The 23,854-nt window shown below is 50.0% G+C and carries 21 protein-coding genes and 1 tRNA gene; 6 read left to right on the plus strand and 16 right to left on the minus strand.

What is annotated here, in order from left to right; genetic code table 11:
* Positions 1 to 5 precede the first annotated feature (5 nt).
* The 8 genes from VMW30_02745 to VMW30_02780 form a co-directional block, all read right to left on the minus strand.
* On the minus strand, positions 6 to 743 hold the full coding sequence (locus tag VMW30_02745; GenBank protein ID HUW87280.1) for a KDGP aldolase: 738 nt from the start codon (positions 741 to 743) through the stop codon (positions 6 to 8).
* Positions 740 to 1,897 (minus strand): aminotransferase class V-fold PLP-dependent enzyme, encoded by a 1,158-nt coding sequence (locus tag VMW30_02750; protein ID HUW87281.1) that lies wholly within the window; start codon positions 1,895 to 1,897, stop codon positions 740 to 742. Before VMW30_02750 ends, VMW30_02745 begins: the two co-directional genes overlap by 4 nt.
* Positions 1,894 to 2,955, minus strand: coding sequence for a glutamate cyclase domain-containing protein (locus VMW30_02755; GenBank protein HUW87282.1), 1,062 nt, complete (start codon positions 2,953 to 2,955; stop codon positions 1,894 to 1,896). The genes VMW30_02750 and VMW30_02755 overlap by 4 nt, the downstream gene beginning before the upstream one ends.
* Positions 2,956 to 2,970: 15 nt before the next feature.
* Entirely contained in the window at positions 2,971 to 3,807 is an 837-nt protein-coding gene (locus tag VMW30_02760) for an ABC transporter permease (protein ID HUW87283.1), read from the minus strand.
* Positions 3,804 to 4,736, minus strand: coding sequence for an ABC transporter permease (locus VMW30_02765; GenBank protein HUW87284.1), 933 nt, complete (start codon positions 4,734 to 4,736; stop codon positions 3,804 to 3,806). Before VMW30_02765 ends, VMW30_02760 begins: the two co-directional genes overlap by 4 nt.
* 16 nt (positions 4,737 to 4,752) lie before the next feature.
* Positions 4,753 to 6,405 carry an ABC transporter substrate-binding protein gene (locus VMW30_02770; protein ID HUW87285.1) on the minus strand — a complete coding sequence of 551 codons (1,653 nt, stop codon included), beginning with the start codon at positions 6,403 to 6,405 and terminating at the stop codon, positions 4,753 to 4,755.
* Between the two features lie 42 nt (positions 6,406 to 6,447).
* Positions 6,448 to 7,299, minus strand: coding sequence for a MurR/RpiR family transcriptional regulator (locus VMW30_02775; protein HUW87286.1), 852 nt, complete (start codon positions 7,297 to 7,299; stop codon positions 6,448 to 6,450).
* A 143-nt stretch (positions 7,300 to 7,442) separates the two neighbouring features.
* Complete coding sequence (locus tag VMW30_02780; GenBank protein ID HUW87287.1) at positions 7,443 to 8,861, minus strand: NAD-dependent succinate-semialdehyde dehydrogenase; 1,419 nt, start codon at positions 8,859 to 8,861, stop codon at positions 7,443 to 7,445.
* 149 nt (positions 8,862 to 9,010) lie between these two features.
* Between VMW30_02780 and VMW30_02785 the strand changes: the two genes are divergently transcribed.
* A complete protein-coding gene (locus VMW30_02785) occupies positions 9,011 to 11,380 on the plus strand; it encodes an amino acid permease (GenBank protein ID HUW87288.1) in 2,370 nt (789 codons plus the stop codon).
* 13 nt (positions 11,381 to 11,393) lie between these two features.
* Here the strand turns inward: VMW30_02785 and VMW30_02790 are convergent.
* From VMW30_02790 to VMW30_02800, 3 genes are all read right to left on the minus strand, one after another.
* A tRNA-Ser gene (locus VMW30_02790) sits at positions 11,394 to 11,483 on the minus strand.
* 19 nt (positions 11,484 to 11,502) lie between these two features.
* A complete protein-coding gene (gene tadA / locus VMW30_02795; GenBank protein HUW87289.1) occupies positions 11,503 to 11,964 on the minus strand; it encodes a tRNA adenosine(34) deaminase TadA in 462 nt (153 codons plus the stop codon).
* Between the two features lie 86 nt (positions 11,965 to 12,050).
* Positions 12,051 to 12,509, minus strand: a complete 459-nt coding sequence (locus VMW30_02800) for a tRNA adenosine deaminase-associated protein (GenBank protein HUW87290.1) — start codon at positions 12,507 to 12,509, stop codon at positions 12,051 to 12,053.
* A gap of 83 nt (positions 12,510 to 12,592) precedes the next feature.
* On the opposite strand from VMW30_02800, the gene upp reads away from it, so the two are divergent.
* Together upp and VMW30_02810 are read left to right on the plus strand one after the other, a co-directional pair.
* A complete protein-coding gene (upp, locus tag VMW30_02805) occupies positions 12,593 to 13,231 on the plus strand; it encodes a uracil phosphoribosyltransferase (GenBank protein ID HUW87291.1) in 639 nt (212 codons plus the stop codon).
* 1 nt (position 13,232) lies between these two features.
* On the plus strand, positions 13,233 to 14,609 hold the full coding sequence (locus VMW30_02810) for an NAD-dependent malic enzyme (GenBank protein HUW87292.1): 1,377 nt from the start codon (positions 13,233 to 13,235) through the stop codon (positions 14,607 to 14,609).
* A 15-nt stretch (positions 14,610 to 14,624) separates the two neighbouring features.
* Here VMW30_02810 and VMW30_02815 read toward each other — a convergent pair whose 3' ends face one another.
* The 3 genes from VMW30_02815 to VMW30_02825 are packed head-to-tail and all read right to left on the minus strand — an operon-like array spanning position 14,625 to position 17,895.
* Positions 14,625 to 15,575: a DMT family transporter gene (locus tag VMW30_02815; protein ID HUW87293.1), complete on the minus strand. Its 951-nt coding sequence runs from the start codon at positions 15,573 to 15,575 to the stop codon at positions 14,625 to 14,627.
* Positions 15,575 to 16,108: a TIGR00645 family protein gene (locus tag VMW30_02820; GenBank protein ID HUW87294.1), complete on the minus strand. Its 534-nt coding sequence runs from the start codon at positions 16,106 to 16,108 to the stop codon at positions 15,575 to 15,577. The genes VMW30_02815 and VMW30_02820 overlap by 1 nt, the downstream gene beginning before the upstream one ends.
* A 14-nt stretch (positions 16,109 to 16,122) precedes the next feature.
* Positions 16,123 to 17,895 (minus strand): ABC-F family ATP-binding cassette domain-containing protein, encoded by a 1,773-nt coding sequence (locus VMW30_02825; GenBank protein ID HUW87295.1) that lies wholly within the window; start codon positions 17,893 to 17,895, stop codon positions 16,123 to 16,125.
* A gap of 99 nt (positions 17,896 to 17,994) precedes the next feature.
* On the opposite strand from VMW30_02825, the gene VMW30_02830 reads away from it, so the two are divergent.
* On the plus strand, positions 17,995 to 18,633 hold the full coding sequence (locus tag VMW30_02830; GenBank protein HUW87296.1) for a DedA family protein: 639 nt from the start codon (positions 17,995 to 17,997) through the stop codon (positions 18,631 to 18,633).
* A gap of 210 nt (positions 18,634 to 18,843) precedes the next feature.
* Here the strand turns inward: VMW30_02830 and VMW30_02835 are convergent, their stop codons facing one another.
* Positions 18,844 to 19,686, minus strand: a complete 843-nt coding sequence (locus tag VMW30_02835; protein ID HUW87297.1) for an IclR family transcriptional regulator — start codon at positions 19,684 to 19,686, stop codon at positions 18,844 to 18,846.
* Positions 19,687 to 19,750: 64 nt separating this feature from the next.
* On the opposite strand from VMW30_02835, the gene VMW30_02840 reads away from it, so the two are divergent.
* Together VMW30_02840 and VMW30_02845 are read left to right on the plus strand one after the other, a co-directional pair.
* Positions 19,751 to 20,674: a U32 family peptidase gene (locus tag VMW30_02840; protein HUW87298.1), complete on the plus strand. Its 924-nt coding sequence runs from the start codon at positions 19,751 to 19,753 to the stop codon at positions 20,672 to 20,674.
* A 9-nt stretch (positions 20,675 to 20,683) separates the two neighbouring features.
* A complete protein-coding gene (locus tag VMW30_02845; GenBank protein HUW87299.1) occupies positions 20,684 to 22,417 on the plus strand; it encodes a dihydroxy-acid dehydratase in 1,734 nt (577 codons plus the stop codon).
* Here the strand turns inward: VMW30_02845 and VMW30_02850 are convergent.
* A complete protein-coding gene (locus tag VMW30_02850) occupies positions 22,414 to 23,796 on the minus strand; it encodes an MBL fold metallo-hydrolase (protein ID HUW87300.1) in 1,383 nt (460 codons plus the stop codon). The genes VMW30_02845 and VMW30_02850 overlap by 4 nt on opposite strands.
* Positions 23,797 to 23,854: the final 58 nt, after the last annotated feature.

Here is a 23,854-nt window from a genome sequence, read left to right on the forward strand (position 1 = left end):
GGTTTTCAAATACTGACGCGTATGTGGTCGTCAATTATTGCCATCGCATCGGCAATCAGGGAGAGATCTAGATCGCCCGTCGTTGGGTTCTTAACCGAGCTGTAAAGATGCGGCATGATTTTCTCTTCACCAGTGAAGGAGCATGCCTTCAAGATCTCTGGCAGCATTGCCACGGTCAATCCGCCCGTTGGCTCTACCATCATCCCTCTCGAAGTTGCTACCATCGCAACCTCCCGAAGTTCATCTATATGTGTCAACCCATGCAACGGAAATAATTTTACGGATTCGACACTCATTTCATGAAGAAGAGCAATCGCGAATTCTGTACTAACACTCTCTAATGCATAGTTACTACTCTCGGGGCCCGTACCGATGCACACTGCACCGACCTTAGAGGATGGTCTGATAAGGCCGTTCACAATCGTGAGGGCACCTGCGTCTCGCAATGCCTTTCGCGAGAGCGCGGATGCGGGAAACACTTGGTTGAGATGGAAGGGCTTAGTGGCTAAAGCTAGATCTAGAGCGCGCTGCCACTGATTAGCTGCGCCATCGCCTAGACCGACTGATACCAGGACCCCTTTTTCCTGCATTCTGTTAACAATGGCAATTCCATCACGTAGATCCGGGAAGTCTTTGGCAGTAACTCCAATAACTATCCGTCCTGGGTAGCGCTTACTTACTTCAATCGCAGTATCAACATTATTGGTCTGTACGTTAAGTAGTATCTTCTGTTGTGAAGTCATTGACGTTGGCCCATTCTTCCTAACTCTTCTGCCATATTCTCTCCCGTAAGAACCTTTCGCAGTAAATGGCCGAGATACTGCGCCCCATTCATGGTCAGTTCCCTGGGATCAATGCCAATTAGTCCCTCGTCCACAGCATGGTTACGGGTCCTAACCGAAGGATCTGCACTCTCCAGTTGAGAAACAACCTCTCTCGCACTTGTGGGTGAACCTTTCAAAATCGTAACCGCCAAGCGCGGAATCGGTCTCGTCTTATCCCACACAATCTCAAAAGTTGCAGGGAGTTTCTCGCCAGCAGCCGACTGAACTCTTTCTAGTCGCGCAACAAGTTCTTCTCCAGATGCAATCCCCTCCCCGGAAATGTATCGTTCGAGAGCGGCAAGTAAACCTGAAATTGCTTCCTTACTTACTTTCATAGCGCGCCCTGCTCCAGTTTCCTGTGCGACACAGGCCGCAATAAGCGTTGGATCTCCCATAACAATCCCTGATGTTGGGCCGCCGATAGCTTTATGACCGCTATAAATCACAAGATCGACTCCTAACTCAACATACTTCACTAGGTCGGTCTCCGCGGCGGCATCGACAATCACCTTCACACCTCGGTTATGCGCCAATGAAATTGTTTCAACGAGGCTAATAGCATCTTCCGCTTGTACATGGTGAGAAACCACAAAGAGAACCGAGGCAGTTGTCTCGCTCAGGGCTGATTCAAGGTGATGGCTAGAACAACGGTTTGAACTTCCAATCTCAACAGGATTCCCGCCGCCTAATCCAATCATCTGCGTTATTGGGGCGCCGAAATTCACGGCATGAGACTTTTGGATAATGACATCGCGTTTCAAAGTGTTTACATGCGGAACTTGCTCAATGAGAGTTTGATCCGTCCCCGTAATGGTTGCGGCAACCGCTTGAACAATCCCTGCAGCTGCGGATGAAACAACACAAGCTGCGGGTACGTTGATGAGCTCTACGATTCGTCGTCCAGCCGCAGCCTTTAGTTCTGCCATGTCGACGTATGACTGGGCACCAAAGATGATCGCCTCTGCTACATCATCAACTACGGCAGAACTGCCGAGATACGTCATTTTCCCAGCCGCGTTAATGATCCGTGGCAGACCAAGTTTCTGCCACGGATCAGTTGAAGGATTACTCACCCCTTTTTCCATCCTTTCAGATGCATCTCGACCGAGGTTGTCACAAGTTCGACAAATGCTGCGCTAGTGGCTGCTGACGTGCCATCATTTTTTGGATCGACGTACGCAGATAAACCATCGATGGCACCCGCATCAGAGACCTTTTCTGTAATCCGCAATAGGTCAACCGTGCGTAGAAGATCGGCGTTATCCGTGATGGCTGCAATAGCGGCACTCAATCCGACCGCTGCCCAATTTGAAATAGAGCCAACAACAAGATGATCAACGAGTGTGACTGGCGCTATAACCAAACCCTGCGGAAGATATTGCTCAACCGCGTGGCGAACTACACCCATTCCCAATTCATTGCCACCATCACCGATACCGATAGTCAAGATTCCTGCCTCGCGAGCCGCGCTGACTATTTCATCTGCCTTCACGACAAGTTCGGTCGGGACCAACCTGGCAGTGACGTTGTGATACTCCCCATTGACATTTGCGCCGGGTATCTCAATAGCAATAACGGCCGCGGGCGAATAGTGCTCTAGCAAAGCCCGGGCATCATCTTGCGAACGACTCAACTCTGTTGTAAATGCAAGCACAGCGGCAACTGAAGCTTTGTGTGGGCCTTGTTTCGAACGCAACGCCGTTTCGATGTCGGCAACAATGAGACCAGCCGCCCTCAACGCAGTCTCTGCAAAACTAATGAGAGACTCCTCGACAACAAGCACGGGGATGGCACCGAAACACTGTTCGATAGCCCGTGCCAGATATGCAGCACCCACGGGTCCATCGGTTTCGGTGAGCCCTTTCATCAGCCATGATCTCGACGGCCAACCTGTGCAGATAAAAACAACTTTACCCGGCAGGACTCGCTCTTGGAGGGCGAGCGCTGTACCCGTAGTCAGTGGCGAACCTGAAAGTTGCACAGCGGCGTCATAGAGTTGATGACAAATACCACGCGCGACGAGATCGATGGCAACAAGATTGTCTAGAACCCTACCTAACTCACTCCATTGATCCAATGCTTGCGCATGGGAATCCATTACTTTCGAGCCTTGCAAATCAGAACTAAGCATTATTTGCCACTTCTCTTAACTTCTCTTATCTAAGAAATCTCGGAGGCCATCTCCAAGAAGATTGAATCCCAAAATGAGCAGGGCGATCGCTATCCCCGGGAAAAGCATCACGTGAGGTGCGGCCAGAAAATCTATTCGCCCCTCGCTTAACATTGTGCCCCACTCAGGTGCCGGCGGTTGTGCGCCGATTCCCAGGAAGCCCAATGCGGCAATAATGAGAAGAGCCTCACTAGCGAAGAGACTCAAAATCACCATGATCGGACCAAGGATGTTCGGAAGCACATGGCGAATAAGGATTGAGCTCGCTTTACTACCGCTTGCTCGTGCCGCCATAACATAATCAGCTGACCTAACCTGCACAGTAAATCCACGAATGTAGCGAACCATCTGAGGTGCCTGAGTCGCGACGATCGCCAGGATCAAAGTGAAAAAACCAGAGCCAAGAACGGCTACGAGAACAATCGCCAAAACCATTGCCGGAAATGTGAGCACCGAATCAGATATCCAAGAGACAACCCGATCAATCCAACCGCCACGGTAACCTGCTAGCAATCCTGCCGGTAGTGCGAGAAGAATTCCGGTTGTAACCGCAGGTAGGACCACGATCAATTCAAAACTCGTTCCATGAATTACTCGCGACAGTATGTCGCGACCAAGCGCATCAGTTCCAAAGAGATGAGTTAACGAGGGTGTTTGTAAAGTGGCGAGCAAATTTTGTGTCGTTGGGTCATAGGGCGAAATTAGCGAAGCAAAAATTGATACCAACATAAAAAATAGAACAATTCCAATTCCAATTCCAAGGCTTGCTCTTAGGTGAATGTTTCTCATCAATCTTCCTGGCAAATTATTCATGCTTTTGCTCTTTGAATTTGGATTCGTGGATCGATTCGCGACGAAACAATATCAACGCATAAATTGATAATGAGAAAACCAGCGACGAAAAAGATCGTGATTCCCTGCATCAGGGTGTAATCACGTTGGCTTACCGCAGCGAGAAGAAGTTGTCCCATTCCGGGATATGAGAAAAGGTTTTCAACAACGACAGCGCCACCAAATAGGTAGCCGGCCTGCAAACCAATAAGAACTAGAACGGATGGGAAAGCAGGCTTGAGTGCATGTACCAGAATCAACCTAACGGGTGAGACGCCACGAGAGTTTGCAGTTCGAATGAAGTCCTCACCCAGTATTTCAAGCATGGCAGCACGAGTGAGTCGTGCAATAAGTGCGACCAGCCTTGCCGAAACTGCGATCGCCGGCAGGATCAATCCGGCCATTCCGGCAGATCCATAAGCTGGAAGCCATTGCAACTTAACAGCAAATAACTGGATAAGAAGCATGCCGAACCAGAAGTTCGGAACAGCTAGTAGTAAGACCCAGAGAAGGAGTGTGCCTCTCCAAAAGAAGGATCTGGGTCTTACTGCCGCCATTACTCCGCCGACAAGGCCGATGCTCGTTGCAATGAGAAGGCTTAAAATGAGCAGGGCCGCTGTTTCATCGACCCTGCTCATAATAACTGTCATTACTGGTTGCGAATAACTTGAAGATATACCTAGATCGCCTTGCACCAGGTTCTGCAGATACTCAATAAACTGAACAAAGATCGGTTGGTTGAGACCCATTTGCTCTCTCAATACATCAACCTGACTCTGCGTAGCATTTGCACCGAGTATCAAAGCAGCAGGATCCCCTGGAGCCATTCTGAAGAGTGCGAATACCGCTGTTGCAATTACAGAAACTTGAACAGCGATATTCGCCAAGCGTCCAGCTATGAAACGTAGCATCCGCCCCCCTGCGAGGTTATTTACCTATCGTGCGTGATGGAAGCGTGAAAACAACTGGCAAGACCAGTGGAGTTGCCGCCTTGTCGTCGTACGCGCTGAGGTTATTACGCACATAGAGCCAGATATATGGTGAATCACGCCAGATTTCACGACCAGCTTGCGCTAGAAGTGTCTTCTGGGTGGCTGGGTTAACCGCCTGCAGTGATTTTGCAAGCCAATCGTCAACTTTCTTGTTGCTGTACCAGTTGAAATTCCAACCAGCAACCGGTCCGTCTGTCGCGTTTGACGTGTACATAATGTCAAGCTGCAGGGCTCCGCTTCCGTGTGATGGATTGAATCCAAAGAGTGCCATGTCGAAATCAACATTGGCTCTAGCAACTTTGATCCCACTCCAAAAGACTGCTTTATCCACTTTTTGAAGTACTACATCGATGCCGACGTTCTTTAATTGCTCTTGAACCGCAGCTGCAACGAGTAAATCATTTGGATACATGCCGTCAGGCACGCGAAGTCGGAATGAAACCGGAACACCGTTCTTTTCCAACATTCCATTCTTGCCTGGAGTGAGTCCGACTTGTTTCAACATCACCTTGGCTCGTTCTGGATCGTATTTATTGGGGCCGGCCGTCGCAAATCCGTTTGTTTTTGGTGCAAGCGGGCTGGTAAGGGGAGTGGCATACCCACGGAAGAGAGAAGCGGTAATCGATTGGACATCAACAGCGTAATTGAGTGCTTGGCGTACAGACTTAAGACGCAATATTGGATTATTGAAGTTCAGTCCTATTCCAAAGACTTGAAGGCCTGGAATATTGATGATGTTCACATTCTTACTTGCGGACAGGCTTGCAACCTGTCCCACTGGCACCGCATCAACGATGTTTACCTGTCCAGCTTGAAGCGCTGCCATGCGTGCAGCAGGATCTCCAATGTAAACGTAGGTTATCGAATCGTAAACTGGTTTAGCACCGTAGTAATTGGCATTCGCCTTAAGCACCAACTTTGTCCCGGGTTCAAATTTATCTAGTTTGTAAGGACCGGTGCCGACTGGACGGAGAGCAGCTTCCGCTGGTCCCTTAGCCGTGAGAAGTGGGCTAGGAATCAGTCCCGAACCATGTGCAAGTGTGTTCAACAATGCACCGAATGGCTTAGTAGTTGTAATCAAGACTGTATTGTCATCAACTTTGACTGTCGATTCGATTGCCGACCATAAACCATAGGCCGAGACGTTATAAGTCTTATCAATCATCTTGGTGAAATATGCAACTACTGCATCAGCATTGAAAGGCTGACCATCATGGAACTTGACACCCTTACGCAGTTCAAATGTCCACTTTCGGTCATCGTTAGAAACAGACCAAGCCGTTGCTAGATCTGGTTCGATCGTGAGGTTGCTCTTAAATCGGACCAGACCGGAATAGATGGCAAAAGCAGCCTCATAGCCAGCTGGATACACCTGAGGTTGAGTTCCCGCCGTTGCGAGAGAAGTAATAGGCACGCTTTGGGCGTACACAACGTCCTTTATTTTGGCGGCTTGCGGCTTAATTCGAACTGCAGCATTGGCTGACAGACTGCCCAGTGCCAAAGTTGGAAGAGAAATGCTGGCAAGTAAAAATCCCCCGATTAAGAGCAATTTTCGCCGTGATGACTTATGTCGATATATATCTTCCATATGAGCTATCTCGCTTTCTGGTACCCGTTGTTGTGAGTGGTTTTACTTGTGGAGCTGTTCAGTAAGTTTGCGATTTGTGTTGATTGCTTCAATGACCGTTTCGTAACGCGTGAGGGAAACCCCGACAAAGACTGCGTCAAGGAGTGCTTGATGGGCCACACGAGAAGCCATGGCTTCGGTCCGGAAAACAGTTTCCGTTGATGACGTGAATAGAACAAAATCACTTGCTTTAACAAGTGGCTGCTGACCATATTGGGTTACGGCGACACATATAGCGCCACGCTCTCGAGCTTTCTCCACCGCGAAGATAACGTCCCGAGAGCGACCAGAGTGTGAAATGACGACCACCACATCACCTTCGCCCAACATTGATACCCGACTGAGCTGCCCGCTACTGTCTGTGAGTACGTAGCACGGCACACCCAACCTCATGAACCGGTAATACGCATTCTGTGCTACAGAACCGGATGCTCCTAGCCCAAAGAAGCTGATGCTCTTGGCAGAGGAAATAACATCAATGATCGATTGGAACTGAGCGGCATCGATAATCTTTAATGTGTCATTCAATGTGTTGACGAACCCAGCAAAGACTTTGTTGAGCATCACAGATGGCTCATCATCAAGAGCAACATCTTCGTGAATTGCATCAATCTGATGACTCTTATGGTCTCGGGCTAGAGCAAGTCGTAGTTCTTGGAAACCGGAGAGATCTACTTTGCGACACAGACGAATAATCGTTGCCTCACTGGTGCCACTGGCTTCCGCCACTACGTGAAGGGGACTCTTGATTACTAGTTCGGCGTTATTAGTGATGAAATTACAGGCGCTCGCTTCCGCGACAGTCACCTGGTCTTCGACCTTTCTCAGTTTGGTGAGAATGCCAACTTGAACCATGTCGATCCCCACACCTCTCTTATGAAGTGTTACTCCACGAATTGCTTACTTTTCTGGAGTAATACTTCAGACGTGTGCGGAAAATATCAGTGTGTCTGAGAAGTGTCAAGGACTTTCTCGCTATTACGGGCAGAAATTAGGTGCTAGATCTGCACGCCGATGTACTTGGTCTCAAGGAATTCGTGGATTCCCGCGAATCCTCCTTCTCGACCGAGTCCGCTCTGCTTCGTTCCGCCAAAGGGAGCCGCCGGATCCGAAATGACGCCACGGTTGATTGCAACCATGCCAGATTCCATTGCTTCAGCCACACGGATCGCGCGAGCAAGATCGCCAGAGAATACATAACTAATGAGTCCAAAATCGGTGTTATTTGCGAGCGCAATGGCCTCTGCGTCAGTGTCGAAAATGACAACGGGGGCAACCGGACCAAACACTTCGTGGTTGAGAATGTCGTTATCTTTCTCCACTGTTAAAACGGTGGCCGGGTAGAAAGCCCCAACTCCCTCAGGAAGCTTTCCGCCAGTCTGAACCTTGGCACCCGCACTGACTGCATTGGCAACGAGGTCGGCAATCTTGTTCCGCTCTTTCATGGAAACACTTGCGCCTAGATTTACGCCTTTGGCCATTCCAGGTCCCATAACCATCTCAGACATGGCCTTGGTAAAGGCTGCTGTGAAATCCTTAGCGATCGATCGCTGTACATATACACGATTGGCCGCGGTGCAGGCTGATCCGCCATTGCGCATCTTGGCAACCATCAAACCTTCAACTGCCGTTGGAATATCTGCGTCATCAAAAACCAATACAGGGGCATTGCCGCCCAATTCCATGGAACAACGAATTACTTGATCGGCTGCCTCGCGAAGCAAGACACGACCAATCTCGGTTGAACCAGTGAAGGAAAGATTCTTGACGCGAGGGTCGTGGAGCATTTTGCTAATAAGTGACCCTACCGGGTTGGGAAGAATGAGGTTAACGACACCCTTTGGCACGCCCACTCGTTCGAGAATGTCGACGATCGCGAGCGCGGTTAAAGGTGTTTCACTGGCGGGCTTGAGAATCACGGTGCAACCAGCCGCGAGTGCCGGACCAATCTTTCGAGTCGCCATACCTGCTGGAAAATTCCAAGGAGTAATAAGAAGTGAAACACCAACTGGTTGGTGCGTGACGAGGATTCGCTTGTCGCCACTTGGGGACTTGCGGAAATCTCCAGGAACCCGAACGGTCTCTTCAGCAAACCATCGGAAAAATTCTGCGGCGTACGCAACCTCGCCCTTGGCATCCGAGAAGACTTTTCCGTTTTCGCGCGAGACTAGTTCGGCGAGCATGTCGCTCTCGGCGGTCATGAGTTCAAATGCCTTGCGTAGAAGTTCGCTCCGATATCGAGGGGCAGTGGCCGCCCACTCTGGTTGCGCGCGATGCGCTGCCGCTATCGCCGCTTCAACTTCGGCCTCGCCAGCAGTGGCGACTTCGGCAATGACAGATCCGTCACTTGGGTCATAAACCGGCATTTTCCCGCTGCCATCAACCCATTTTCCATCGATATATAGCTGTGTTCTCATGGGTCGAGCATACCCGCCCACTCAAGGAGAGTCCTTCAGAGAGTCAGTCGCCTAGAGTGAACAAAGTCAATAAAACCAATCTAGGATTACCGCAATGACCCGCAATTACCCGCTGCCAAGCAACGTAAGCAATTACCAGGGGAGAGATAGTGCCTAAATCCTGGACAGATGATGCTCCCGCCCCAGTTGCCTTGCAGGAACATGCCCATCTCAATGATCCCTTCATGTACAAAATCAAGCGATTCTTTCTGGGAAACCCTCTCAATCGCCACACTCTTGGGCACCAGCGCTTAGCCAAGAGGTACGCCCTGGGGATCCTTTCCTCAGACTGCATCTCATCATCTGCTTATGGCAGCGAACAGATCTTGATCGCGCTCCTGCCTGCTTTCGGATTGGCCTCGTTTGCACTCATGATGCCGATGACAGCGGTCATCATCGGGATTCTTACCATCATCACGCTCAGTTATCGCAATGTTATTGAGGTTTATACCAAAACGGGTGGTGCCTACATTGTCACGCGAGATAACTTTGGTCCAGGAATGTCGGTTGTTGCTGCGGTTGCCCTCATGCTTGATTACATTGTTACGGTCGCCATTCAATCAGCCGCAGGTGTGGCAGCGATCATTTCAACTTTCCCCTCGTTGCATCCCGGCAAGGTGTATATGACGTTGGGAATTATTGTGCTTATTACTTATGGCAACCTTAGGGGTGTTAAAGAAGCAGGAAAGTCTTTCGCAATGCCGACCTATCTATTCGTTGGCGCTATGGCCGTGGTATTCATTACCGGACTTTATAGAGTATTTAACGACACCCTTCCCGTCCTCTCTACTGACGTGCCGGGCACGTACCCAATCGGTGAGGCGCAAGGGTTGCTCACTTTCAGCGCCATCTTTATTCTCCTAAGGGCATTCGCAAATGGCGGATCATCCCTTACAGGACTGGAAGCGATCTCAGATGGGGTTGCTCTCTTCAAAGTCCCTGAAGCCCGAAATGCACGTCGGACTCTCGTCATCATGAGTTCTATTTTAGGAACTTTAGTCCTTGGCGTTTCTTGGTTCGCCCAAAAAATTCACGCAATGCCATTTGAAACTGGAACTCCGACTGTTATTTCGCAGATTGCCAAAGCTGCTCTGGGAGATGGACCTGGCGGGAAAATTTTCTTTATCTTTGTTCAAACTGCAACAATGTTAATTCTTTTCGCGGGGGCAAATACAACCTATAGCGCCTTCCCAATTCTCTGTAACTTCGTCGCAACCGATGGGTATCTGCCACACCAGCTCACAAAGCGCGGACACCGTCTCGCGTTCTCAAACGGCATCATCTTCTTGGCTAGTTCGGCCATCGTTCTGATTCTCATCACTGGTGCGGGCGTAGATCGTCTTGTAGCGTTCTACGCACTTGGCGTCTTTACGGGCTTTACCTTGGCTGGATTTGGAATGGCAAAGCACGCGTACCGGCATCGTCTAGGTAGCTGGAAACTCAAGATATTTATTAATGGCCTCGCTGGCGGCGTTTCGCTTATCGTCGTAATCGTTTTCGCTATTGTCAAATTTACTGAAGGTGCATGGCTGGTAATCACAATTGCTCCCATCGCCGTCTATTCACTGCTTCGTCTCAACCACCAGTATCAACGCGAGCAAGCAGCTCTTAATTTGAAAAGCGAGGAGTCACGAGCGACATCTATCAGCCGCCACGATGTGACCATTCTTGTAGACAGCGTCGATGTCGCAACAGTGGGTGCCGTTCGATATGCAAGAAGTCTCAATCCGCATTCACTTTCTGCGGTTCACTTTGTCATTGACGATCAACGTGCAGAGGAGATCAAGAAGACTTGGCAAGCAACCCATGCACTTAATGACGTCATGCTTGAATTAGTCGATTGTCCCGATCGCCGGTTACCGAATGCCGCTATGGATTACGCGATCCGTTCAACGGCGTCACAAGACGTTGAACTAACTCTCCTGCTACCCCGGCGCTCATATGCTCCGTGGCTCGGGAAACTACTCCACGATCAGACGGCTGAAGAAATTGCCCGACCTATCTCCCAACTCCCACGTGTGGTAGCCACAATTATTCCGTTTGATGTCGCCAAAATTATTTCGGATAAGGAAGTTGTTGTTCACGAACCACACGCTCCCGCATCACCAGCAGAATCGGCATCTGCAAAGAAGGAAGCGCTAACGATTCCAAAGTTGAAACCAGCTACCGCGGTTTCTTTCAAAAATAACGAGCCGGTAAGCCACTACTCAGAAAAGATCCTGCCAATCGGCAAGATCACTTGGCGCAGTAGAGCCCACGTCAAGGGCCGAGTAACTTCAATTCGCACCGCCCCCAGGGATTCAGCGCCAATCGTCGAAGTAGAAATTTGGGATGAGACCGGGGGAGTCACTTTGCAGTTCCTCGGTCGACGCGAAATCGCAGGTCTTGATGTTGGATCGCAACTACTTGCCGAAGGTATGGTCGGTGAGACGGAGGGCTCGCTGACAATTCTTAATCCGTCATACGAAATCATTATTTAAATAGAAAAATCCTTGGCGGTGGCGGTGGGATTTGAACCCACGGTTGAGTTTCCCCAACACACGCTTTCGAGGCGTGCTCCTTTGGCCGCTCGGACACGCCACCAGGGGTGACGATACCGTAACTAAATTCCTTTTCGCTTCTCCTGAAAAAAAGTAGCCAGCATCTGCGCGCACTCCCCCGCGAGAACGCCGGAAACGACCTCTACTCTATTGAGCGCTCTGGGATCACGCAAAATATCCCAGACCGAACCTACCGCACCAGCCTTCTCATCCCACGCACCGAAAACAAGCTTCGCCATCCGCGACTGGGCGATTGCTCCGGCACACATCGCACACGGTTCGAGAGTGACCACGAGGGTGTGAGCATCTAAGCGCCAATTTTCAAGAGACTTGCCTGCCTTACGCATCGCAACGATTTCCGCGTGGCCACTCGGATCGGAGTTCAATTCCCTTTCGTTGGTACCCGTCGAAACTACCTCACCAGACGAATTGAGGATTACCGCTCCCACTGGAACATCATCGGTATTTATCGACGAACTCTTGGCGAGATCAATCGCTATCCGCATGGCAGCTTCGGTGTTCATTTAGCAACTGTAATGCGAGAAAAATGTGTGAGGTGACAGATTGTGCTCTTTCTTTTAATCTGGAACTCACACATTTTCGAGCATGCTCAGATGTCAACCAGTTGACGAAATTCTTCTCCAAAACCGAGACGAGTGGCGATCGCATCCAATTGTTCATCCGGGAACAACTCGGCATCGTCGCAGAGTGCAGAGATCTCCATATGGTTCATGCCAAGATCGGCCAGAATGTCTAAGTGACCCATCGGTAGAGGTTCGTCGTCCTCCTCAGGAAATGGAAGATCGGAGAGCTCGATAAATTTGGCACCGACTTCATAGTCAATTGCACAAGTCGCATCGCTCATGAACATACTTATGTGAGATCCAAGGACTCGAATCAAAATGAAAAACTCCTCGTCAATAGCCAGCAGCGCAATCGCCCCACCGTTCGTACGCTGACTCTTTAGTTGATCAATAATGTGCTCTAAATCATATGGATCATCTAACTGCGCAAGGGTCCATCGACCATCTTCGTGCCAGGCGGCCACTGCTATGTCATCTTGGGTCATTGCGGCCTCCCTATTTCATGAGTATCCCTGGTTGCATAGTGACACTCATTTCGCCGGAAGGAAAGCCCTGTAAGGTAGGAAACATGAAAGTCCACGTCGCAGATCACCCACTTATCTCGCACAAATTGACCCTTTTACGCGACGAGAACACGGACTCTCCAACCTTCCGAAGACTTGTTGAAGAACTTGTGACATTGCTCGCCTACGAGGCGACGCGCGATGTGCGCACTAAAACAGTTGAGGTGAAAACACCGGTCGTACTCACGCAAGGCATCAAGATGGCTGGCCCAACTCCACTCGTCGTACCGATTCTCCGTGCAGGGCTTGGAATGCTAGAAGGTATGGTCCGTTTAATCCCAACTGCCGAGGTCGGATTTCTTGGAATGGTCAGAAACGAAGAGACTTTGGAAGCTAGCACTTACGCCAATCGGCTTCCCGATGATTTATCTGGGAGACAGTGCTTCGTTCTGGATCCAATGCTGGCAACCGGGGGAACACTGGTAGCAGCCCTCAATTACTTAATCGATTTGGGAGCGACAGATATCACCGCGATCTGCATTATCGCGGCACCCGAAGGAATTGCTCATATGGAGCAAGCGTTTGAGAACTCCACCGTACCAATAACAATTGTTACGGGAGCTCTCGATACGAAACTAAACGAAAATGGCTACATCGTTCCGGGTCTTGGTGACGCGGGCGACCGACTTTACGGAGTTGTATAAAATGGCATCGACTAGTCCTGGGTATGGCATAACAATTCGAGTCGAAGGCGCACCTTCGGCACAACCTGTCGCAGAAGCAACGGCGACAATCACAAAGGCGGGAGCGACAATCACAGCCTTGGATGTTGTGGAGTCATTGCTCGAACGAGTGGTTGTGGATGTCACCTGCGACACGATCAACGCAGAACACGCGGAAGAGATCACAAAGGCGATCAGCGCTCACCCTGGACTTTCCGTCCGAAAGGTCAGCGATAGAACATTCCTTCTCCACCTTGGTGGAAAGATTGAAATTCAATCCAAGGTTCCATTGAAAACACGCGACGATCTCTCCCGGGCCTACACGCCAGGCGTTGCTCGCATCTGTCAGGCAATTGTGGATGACCCTTCCGATGCTCGTCGATTGACGATTAAGAGAAACACGGTAGCTGTTGTTACTGATGGCTCAGCTGTTCTGGGTCTTGGAAATATCGGACCGGCCGCGGCACTTCCCGTAATGGAAGGAAAGGCCGCGTTATTCAAGCGTTTTGGAGATGTTGATGCGTGGCCCGTCTGTTTGGACACACAAAACGTTGATGAAATTGTTCGCACCGTCCAATTGATCGCTCCGGTGTACGGTGGGATCAACCTTGAAGATATTTCTGCCCCAAGGTGCTTTGAAGTCGAACGTCGACTGCGCGAGCTCCTCGATATCCCGGTTTTCCATGATGATCAGCACGGGACCGCGATTGTTGTACTTGCGGCGTTGCGAAATTCATTGAAACTCGTAAAGAAAGAACTCTCCGAGTGCAAGATCATTATGACCGGAGCAGGTGCGGCCGGAACCGCAATTGCGCGCTTGCTCACTATCAGCGGCGCCAAGAACATCATCGCCTTTGATACGAAAGGGGCCATTCATAGCGGTACCGTGACCAAGGATCCGGATCGTCATTGGTTCATTGACCATTGCAATCCAACCGATTTCTCAGGCACGATTTCCGAAGGATTGCAGGGAGCTGACATATTTATCGGGGTCAGTGCTCCAAATATCTTGAAGGAGTCTGACATAGCTGGAATGGGCCGAGATGCGATTGTCTTTGCTCTGGCAAATCCGGATTCTGAGATTGATCCAGTTCTCGCTCGTAAGCACGCAACAGTTGTCGCAACAGGGCGAAGCGATCAACCCAACCAGATCAACAACGTTCTTGCCTTCCCAGGCATCTTCCGAGGCTTGCTCGATGCCAACGCCCATAAGATCACGGACGAGTTGCTGGTCGCAGTGGCCGAAGCAATTGCGGATTGTGTCAGCGACGAGCAACTCAACGCCTCTTTCATCGTCCCAAGCGTCTTTGACCCGAATGTGGTTAAAGCGGTTGCGGCCGCTGTAAAGAAGTGTGTGTGATCGAATCAGCGACAACTAGTCATTCACGAGTCGACTAGGCCTGCTCCCGCCTGATGTTCGGTCATTGTTCGCAAGTACACCAAGGTATGTCATCAAGATTCCTGTTACCAGGTAAGCACCTACATGCACACCTTTAGATGGAAGGAAGATGTCAATCACAAGAGAGCCAACAAGCTGACCGCCGATGCTAAATAAAGTAAAAGTAAGCACTCCTACGTGCTGCACCACCGTCGCTGAAAAAGCAATATAGATCAAGCCCGTTACGCCACCAAGGTACATCCACCAAGGCCCGGTCGGGAATGGTGAGATATGACCATGATGCGTCACGATCGAGGCGACAAACAAAATTGCCAATAACGCAGTTCCGGTTATGAAATTAAAGAGAGATGTGGAAAAACTCTGTCCCGAATGTTCATTTACCTGACCGTTAAATGCGCGCTGGATACCGACGAGTCCTCCAGAGAAAACTCCGAGGGCTACGGCGAAGAACGAGAGGTGCTTAGCATCTATCCGATCCCACACTGACACCAACACTGCAATTACAGTAAGGGAGGCAGCTGCGATCCGATACTTTGATAGCATCTTTTTGCCGCCACCAGTAAGCCCGATTCGATCTACAACAAGCGACATCGCAGTCTGTCCCGAAATCACCGCCACTGAATAGATTGCAACACCCATAAGAGGAACAATCTGCGTCTGCACCGCAATAACAATTCCTCCGAGGGCACCACCAATAAGGCGCCATTTGGGAATGGCCCCATCACGCACCGCAGTCAGAGTCTTTCCAACCCCACGCTTGATCCCTGCATGGAACAGGGAAATTAGAAGTACTGCAAGTAACCCGGAACCAAATGAAATAAGCGCAGCTTCAAGCGCATTTCCCATGCGGTATGCGAGTTCGCCGTTTGCTCTGGATTGAATTGCAATAAATACGCCTGCAAAAGCCGCGAGTAAATCAATTCGCATTAGGGGTGGGTTCCGTGGAATTCCCTTTTATCTGCGATCCAATCCATAAGTGCGAATAGAACTCCCGATATGACAAAGGTTAAGTGAATAGCGATTCGACCGATGGTTCCTTGCCCGATTGAATCCGCACCCGATAGTTCAATGAAATCTTTTAGGAGTTCAATTACCGATATGGCAACCAAGGAGCCGATGAGTTTAATTTTCAGGCCGGAGAAATCTATTGTTCCCATCCAATGAGGGCGATCCTTTGATCCCTGCGCGACATCGATCCGTGATACGAAGTTTTCATATCCGGCGAATATCACCATAAGAATTAAATTTGCTAGAAGGGTGAGATCCAACAACGCCAACAGGTCCAGCGTGAAATCGTGCGCGTCCAAGTTGGTTATATGGCGAGCGAGAGTGATGAACTCAAAAACGAATCGATACGCTAAAAGCGCGAGCGCGCCTACGAGGCCCACATAAAGAGGAGCAAGCAACCAGCGGGCGCGGAAGAGAGTAATTTCGACAAGATTCACGACTTTATTGGACATGAGCAAACATTATCTCAATCTTCCAATTGAAGAGTCGCCGCCAGCCACTGCTCCTCGAGGTTCATCCGGAGTTTTTGAGTCTCTTCGAGTGAGTTTTGCACCTCCACCAGTGCGCCAGGATCATTTAAAGCATCATCTTGCGCCAGAAGTAATTGACGCTCCTTTTCGTGAGTTTTTTCGATCTGTCGCTCTAGACGAGCCAGCTCTTTCTTCAATTGCCGTTCGAGCGCAGCATTCGAAACTTTCCGCGTGGAGGCTTCCGTCTCGTTGGCCGCAATAATCATCTCTTCACGTTGCTCAAGATACTGGTCAATTCCGCGAGGTAAGTCGCGAAGTTGACCATCACCGAGCATGCCAACGAAACTATCACATACCCTTTCAAGAAAATAGCGATCGTGCGAAATGACAAGAACCGTACCCGTGTAACTGTCGAGTAAATCTTCTAGTTCGGTGAGGGTTTCGATATCAAAATCATTTGTCGGCTCATCTAAGAGCAGAACGTTAGGACTCTCCATTAATAGACGAGTCAATTGCAATCTTCTTTTCTCGCCACCTGACAGACTGTCGACGGGAGTCCACTGCGACTCGCGGTCAAAACCTAACCTTTCACAGAGTTGTGATGCAGAGAGGTCCTTCCCGTTTCCCAATTCCACGTGAAGCGCGACGTCTTCAACAGCCTCCAAAACCCTCCATGTCGGTTTCAATTCCGTTAGATGCTGGGAAAGAAATGCAGACTTCACCGTTACGCCCGTCACCAATTTTCCGCTGCTTGGTTTGATCTCTCCGGCAAGAGTTCTCATAAGAGTCGTCTTCCCAGCACCATTTATTCCAACGATTCCTATGCGATCACCTGGTCCTACGTTCCAATATGTATCGTGGAGAATCTCCTTCTCGCCTGCGCGAATTTGCGCGTGGTGGAGTTCGTACACGGTGTTGCCGAGTCGATTTCGCGCAAAACGCAAAAGCTCATTTCCATCTCGGGGCGCAGGCTCGGCAGCAATCAGTTCGTTGGCTGCATCCACTCTAAATTTCGGCTTCGAGGTGCGGGCGGGCGGGCCCCTTCGCAACCAGGCCAACTCTTTGCGAATGAGTTGATTTCTGCGTCCTTCCATTGCTGACGCCTGCCGTCCTCGCTCAGCTTTAGCCAGCACGTAAGCGGAATACCCGCCGTCGTATTCCTCGACAGCGCCATTCACAACTTCCCACGTTCGCTCAGTCACCGCATCCAGAAACCAACGATCGTGAGTAATGACCGCAACTGCCAAACCTTTACGGCTATTGAGGTGACGAGAGAGCCATGCAACACCTTCAACATCCAAGTGGTTTGTTGGCTCATCGAGAAGTATGAGGTCGAGATCATCGATAAGAAGTTTTGCCAGACCCACTCGCCTACGTTCGCCACCTGAGAGTGCTATGAAAGTTCGATTAAAGAACTCCTCGGAATGACCTCCAAAAAGTCCGTCGAAAACCTCTCGAATTCCAGATTCTCCTGCCCACTCATGCTCCAGGCGCTGCCCCAAAATTACGTCTCGGACAGTGGCCGAGGGATCAGCCAAGTCAACTTGGGAAAGTAGCCCGACGCGAATTCCATTTGCCTGCGTGACTCTTCCCTGATCGGCGGGCTCAACTGATGCCATTACGCGAAGGAGCGTGCTCTTTCCTGACCCGTTGCGGCCGACGATTCCAATTCGATCCCCTTCGGATATGCCGAGGGAGACTTCATCAAGTAGTTGCTTGATGTCGAAAGCCTTAGACACACCTTCGAGATTAACTAAATTGCGAGCCATAGTGCAGCAAGTCTACCGACCCAAGCGCCATCAAAAATTCGATTGAAGTGATTGGAAGACCTGAAGATAAAAATTGAGCCTGCCAATAGGCTTACCCTCATGTCCCAATGGATTCAAACTGTCGCCGAGTGGCTCGTAGCCAATAATCTAGAAGTCCCACTCTTCATGCTTCTTATTCTTCTGGCTTTTTCTGAAGCCGCAGCTTTCATTGGATTTGTACTACCCGGAGAAACATCACTTCTCATCGGTGGAGTACTGGCATATCAAGAAGTGTGGCCATTATGGCTCTTCCTTCTATGCGCAATTATTGGAGCAATTGCCGGCGACTCCGTGGGATACGAGGTGGGCAAACACTTTGGACCGAAAATTGAAATCTCGCGGATGGGCAGACTAGTTGGAGCCAAACGTTGGCGGCTTGCTCAGCACATCTTTGATAAGTATCACGGCGGAGCCATTTTTTTTGGAAGAGCGCAAGCCCTCTTACGTGCCCTTGTTCCAGCACTCGCGGGCATGAACCGGGTTCCATACTGGACTTTTCTCAAATGGAATGCCGCTGGCGGAATAGTCTTTTCAACAATAGTTGTACTTCTTGGGTATGAATTTTCAAATCAATTGGCCAAACTCGAACATGTACTCAAGTACTGGGCAATCGGATTTCTCATCGCTGTTATTTCTGTAATCTTTTACTTGAAGCGTAAGTTGGAGGGAATCATCGAACCCGACCTGGAAGAGGAGTAACCTCTGCCAATGTCCAAATTTGACCGACGCCATTTCCTCACGTTCGTTGGCGCTCTTGTGCCATCTTTTTTTCTTACTAAAGCAGAGGCATTTTCTGGATTTTCTCTAGAAAAGGCCGCAAAGTCCGCACTCGGTGCATATGTGACCAAGTCTTCCGCAATAAAAAGTATAAAGTTACTGAAAAAGCGGGCAAGATCTACATCAAATAAATTATTGAGAGACACTCTTTAATCTCTTCTTTCCGCCGAGCGCTTCGGTTATCTGGTTAGCATGCCTCAGAACCAGTTCGCCTAATCTCTGAACACTTTCTAAAGATTGATCCATCTTGATTCCAGTGGTACTGATGCCGCCAGCGCATTGTCCGGAGTGGTCAAAGAAAGCAGCGCCAACGCAGAAGACTCCTTGTGCATCCTCTTCATCGTCTACTGCAAAGCCCTGTTGTCGAACTTCTTGAATCTCAGACATTAGTCGTGAAATCGTCGTGATCGTGTTTGGAGTTCGCGCTTCCAGCCCTGATTCTTCTGCAATCGTCTGAATCCTCTCGTCCGAGAGTTCGGCCAATATGGCTTTACCGACGGAACTCACATGAGGTAATTCGCGAAGCCCAAGAGAAGTGTAAAACCGAACGGTTCCAGGACCATCAATTCGCTCTACGAAGATTGGGTAACCATTGTCATTTTGCGCAATCCGCACCGTCAGCCCCGATTTCTGACTCAGGTCAGTCAGGATAGCGCGCGAGACTCCTGCCAAGGGCTCGCGGGCACTCGCTAGATCGCCAATTCGAATGAGCGCCATACCTGGCAGGTAGCGCGGCCCGGGTTCGGAGATTCTAAGATATCCGTGGTCGACCAGGGTTCGCAGCATCGCATGAGTCGCACCCTTTGAAGCGCCCGTTAGGCGCACTATCTGAGCCAGAGTCAGACCCTCATGTGGTGCAGTAACAATATGGTCAACGAGAGTGAGAGCCCGACTAACGCTCTCTACTGTATATGGGTGCTTCTGCTTGGCTAAGGCCACGGGACTCTCCCTTCTTCGCAACTTAATCGTTGACATTGAAAGCCTATAGGGAATACTAGTACTGCCGAACAACGTTCGGCAATACCGAACGGATAATTCAATGCTCTCAGACGCACTACTGGGTGGGTTCAACCCTGAAACTCTTCCAGCGGCCAGTTCTATCCGCTTTCCGGACGGCGCAGAATTCCGAATCGAAATCCCCTCTGTTGAAGGGCCGAAGGTACTCAGTGCCGCACTTGATGAAGCCAGAAAACGTGGAATCACAATCAACCGCGTCTCTCAAGGCAGTGGTGCCATGTTGCACACAGAATCTGAATTACGGGAAATGTCGAAAATCGCTTTTGATGCCGGTCTTGAAATTTCACTCTTCATTGGACCACGTGAAGAGTGGGGAGTGGGCGCAATGTCCCGAGGACCCGAAGGCGCCGCACTCGGCGGATCTGTTCGAGGAATGCGACAACTTCGATACGCCGTTGAAGATGCACTGCGAGCATTCGAGTGCGGTATCCGCGGAATGCTTATCGCTGATCTTGGATTGCTTCAAGTTCTGTCACAGGCTCGAGCAAAGGGGCAAGTTCCAAGCGACGCTATCTTCAAGGTCTCCGTCATGAAGGCACCATCAAATCCGGCGACCGTCAAGCTACTTGAATCTATCGGCGGAGACACAATCAATCTCCCTACGGACCTGACATTGAATGAATTATCGGAAATGCGAGCGGCGACAAATCTCCCCCTTGACCTCTACGTCGAGGCACCAGACAGTCTCGGCGGCGTGGTTCGCGGAAATGAAATTGCAGATCTCGTTGAAGTTTCTTCACCACTCTATGTGAAATTCGGTTTGCGAAACTCGCGGGGAATTTATCCCTCTGGAATGCATCTTGAGAATGACGCAATCGCTTTTGCCCGTGAAAAAGTCCGTCGTGCTGAAATTTCTCTCGAATGGTTGAAACGAAGTGGTAAGCCCTTTACACAATCCAAACCTGGTGCAACTGGGCTAGGAATTCCAAGACCATCCAATCGATAAGGTATCTAAATGTCGCTTAAACACACCCTAAGAAGTAACGAGTGGTTTGCTGGCAATGACGAAGTAGCTCTGTCGCATCGGGTCGTAATGGCATCGGTTGGATTGAAGATCGAGCCCGACAACAAGCGCCCTATCATCGGAATCGCCGATTCATCTAGTGAGTTGAATCCCTGCAATCTTCCGCTACGCGACTACATCGATGACGTTAAGGCAGGAATTATTGATGCCGGCGGCATTCCAATCGTGTTTTCAGTTATGTCGCTCGGTGAAGATCTCATGAAACCTTCAGCGATGCTTTATCGCAATCTTCTTTCAATGGAAATCGAAGAATACCTTCGCTCTTACCCACTTGATGGAGTAGTACTTCTAGCAAATTGTGACAAGAGCGTTCCGGGAGCACTTATGGGCGCTGCTAGCGCCAATCTTCCGACTGTTATGTTTACGGCGGGCGCTCGCCCCGCCGCGATGTATAAAGGAAAGAGAATCGGCACGGGCACTGATCTCTGGCGCATGTGGGCGGATTATCGATCTGAGAAGATTTCCGCGCAAGAGTGGCGCGAATTTGAAGGATGCCTCAGTTGTGGACTTGGTTCCTGCAACACGATGGGTACGGCCTCTTCCGTGGCTCTCATGATTGAAGCGTTGGGTATGTCGCTTCCTGGCACATCCACCATTCCAAATGACGATATATCTCGCAAAGCAGCGGCGTTTGCGTCGGGTCGCGAAGTCGTAAAAATGGTGAATGAGCAGATCCTTCCTTCAGACATCATGACGCCACAAGCATTCCGAAATGCAATACGTGTGCTTCATGCTTGCGGAGGTTCTACAAATGCTCTCATTCATCTATTAGCTATCTCCGGTCGAATTGGTGGTGAACTCACTTTGGATAGCATCGCAAAACTTGGAGAGAACATTCCTGTGCTTGCAGATGTCGAACCTTCTGGTGTGGGGTTAATTCAAGATTTTCATAAGGCAGGGGGATTGCCTGCTCTCGTCTACGAACTTCGTGAGTTACTAGAACTCGATGCAAAAACACTTACGGGGAAAACACTCGGTGAGCATATGTCTAAACGAGATGAATCTAATAAGGCAATTAGAGCAATTGATAATCCAATGCGACCCACTGGTGCGTTTTCCGTCGTCTTCGGCAACCTTGCTCCCAAGGGGGCAGTCATCAAAGTCTCTGCCGCCTCAAATGAACTCATGACGCACGCGGGTCCCGCGGTCATCTTTACCGGCTACGAAGACATGCGATCACGAATTGATGATCCCAATCTCGATGTGACAAAAGAGAGCGTTCTTGTTCTCTCTGGCTGCGGCGCTGTAGGTGTTCCAGGAATGCCTGAATGGGGGATGATTCCAATCCCAAAGAAACTTGCCACAGAAGGTGTCGTCGACATGGTTCGCGTAACAGATTCTCGTATGAGTGGTACTTCCTTTGGAACCTGCGTTCTTCACGTTGCCCCCGAAGGTGCGGTTGGTGGAGCACTGGGATTGATACAAGACGGCGACATCATCGAACTCGATGTCCAGAATCGCACTCTTCACGTACGACTTTCTGATGAGGAACTTGAGGCGAGAAAGACTGCCTGGGTGCCGCCCGTGAGCCCACATTTGCGTGGTTGGCCAGCGCTATATCAAGCTCATGTTCTCCAAGCCGATGAAGGATGCGACTTTGATTTCCTCAAAGCACCAACTCCAGAATTGCGCAGATTCGTGCCCCCAGTCGTTGGACGATCCTAACCAACGCTAAATACATCTCCACTCTTTGGAATGGTCGCCTTCCATCCCAATTCGTCTCGCAGGCGCACGGCCAACACATCTTCTGCATCAGGTTCACCATGTACAACAAAGGTCTCTTTCGGGTGCGAGATATTTCTAAGCCAAGAAATGAGTTCGTCTGAGTCGGCGTGGACAGAAAAACTCTCCACTTTCACAACGTGAGCGTGGACTGGAACCCATTTGCCGTGAATCTTGATTTCGCGTTTACCTTCCTCCAGCGAGCGACCACGGCTACCTGCCGCTTGAAAGCCCACCAAGATGACAGTGTTTCTTGAATCGGGGAGCATGTTTTTCATGTGATGAACAACCCTCCCACCAGTTCCCATCCCGCTGGCTGAAATAATCATGCTGGTTTCGGCCAATTGATTGAGGGATTTCGATTGTTCCGTTGTACGCATCTGATTCAACTCGCCCGGATTAAATGGATCCTCTGATCTCCACCTCTCTGCCATACCCTCTCGAAGTTCCGGCGAGTTCTTCCTAACCGCCTCTCGGTAATAATCCAGTGCAGTCAACGCCATTGGAGAATCGACGTAAATTGGAATATTTGGAATTGAGTCGTTGGCAATTAATTCTCGAAGAGCCATCAAAATTACTTCAGTTCGGTCTACAGCAAAAGCCGGGATAAGAATGGATCCACCGCGTTTGATCGCAGAATTGATCTCTTCGGCGAAAGAATTTATGGGAGTCTCGTGGACTCGATCACCGTATGTCGACTCGGTAATGACTGCATCTAGGGCAATCTGTGGTGGTTTATCCGGCGAGGAAAGAAGGGGATGGTTCTCGCGTCCCATATCACTCGTAAAGAGTAAAGTCTTTCCGTCAATTTCGAGGAGGAGAAACGCTGAGCCAAGAATATGCCCGGAAGGGAAATAGGTGACCGCAGCATCTTGGGTTATCCGAGTCTTCGCTCTAAATTCCACAACCGAAAAGTGAGTGAGAGTCTTTTCAACATCATTGCTGTCATAGAGCGGAAGTGGGATCGCATGTTTCGAAAAGCCCTTTTTTGAGGCAAATTCGGCATCCTCCACCTGCAGGTGTGCCGAATCCCGAAGAATTACGGCCGACAATTTTATGGTGTAATCAGTAGCGAAGATCTGATTTCTAAATCCTTGCCGCACGAGCAGCGGTAAATACCCACAATGATCCAAGTGCGCATGGCTTAGAACTATGGCATCGATACTTGACGGGTCTACTGGGAAAGGATCCCAATTCTTCTTCCGCACTTCTTTTAGCCCCTGGAAGAGTCCGGCGTCCACCAAAATTTTGGATTTTTCGCTTGTGACGAGAAAACGGCTACCCGTAACGGTCGATGTCGCGCCTAGAAACGTTATGCTCACTTTCCCCATACTTGGATCCTACGCGCCGGCCACTCAATCCCTCCGCGAACGCTCTTTC

Source organism: Candidatus Paceibacterota bacterium (genome assembly GCA_035530615.1).
In the GTDB taxonomy this organism is placed as follows: domain Bacteria; phylum Actinomycetota; class Actinomycetes; order Nanopelagicales; family Nanopelagicaceae; genus QYPT01.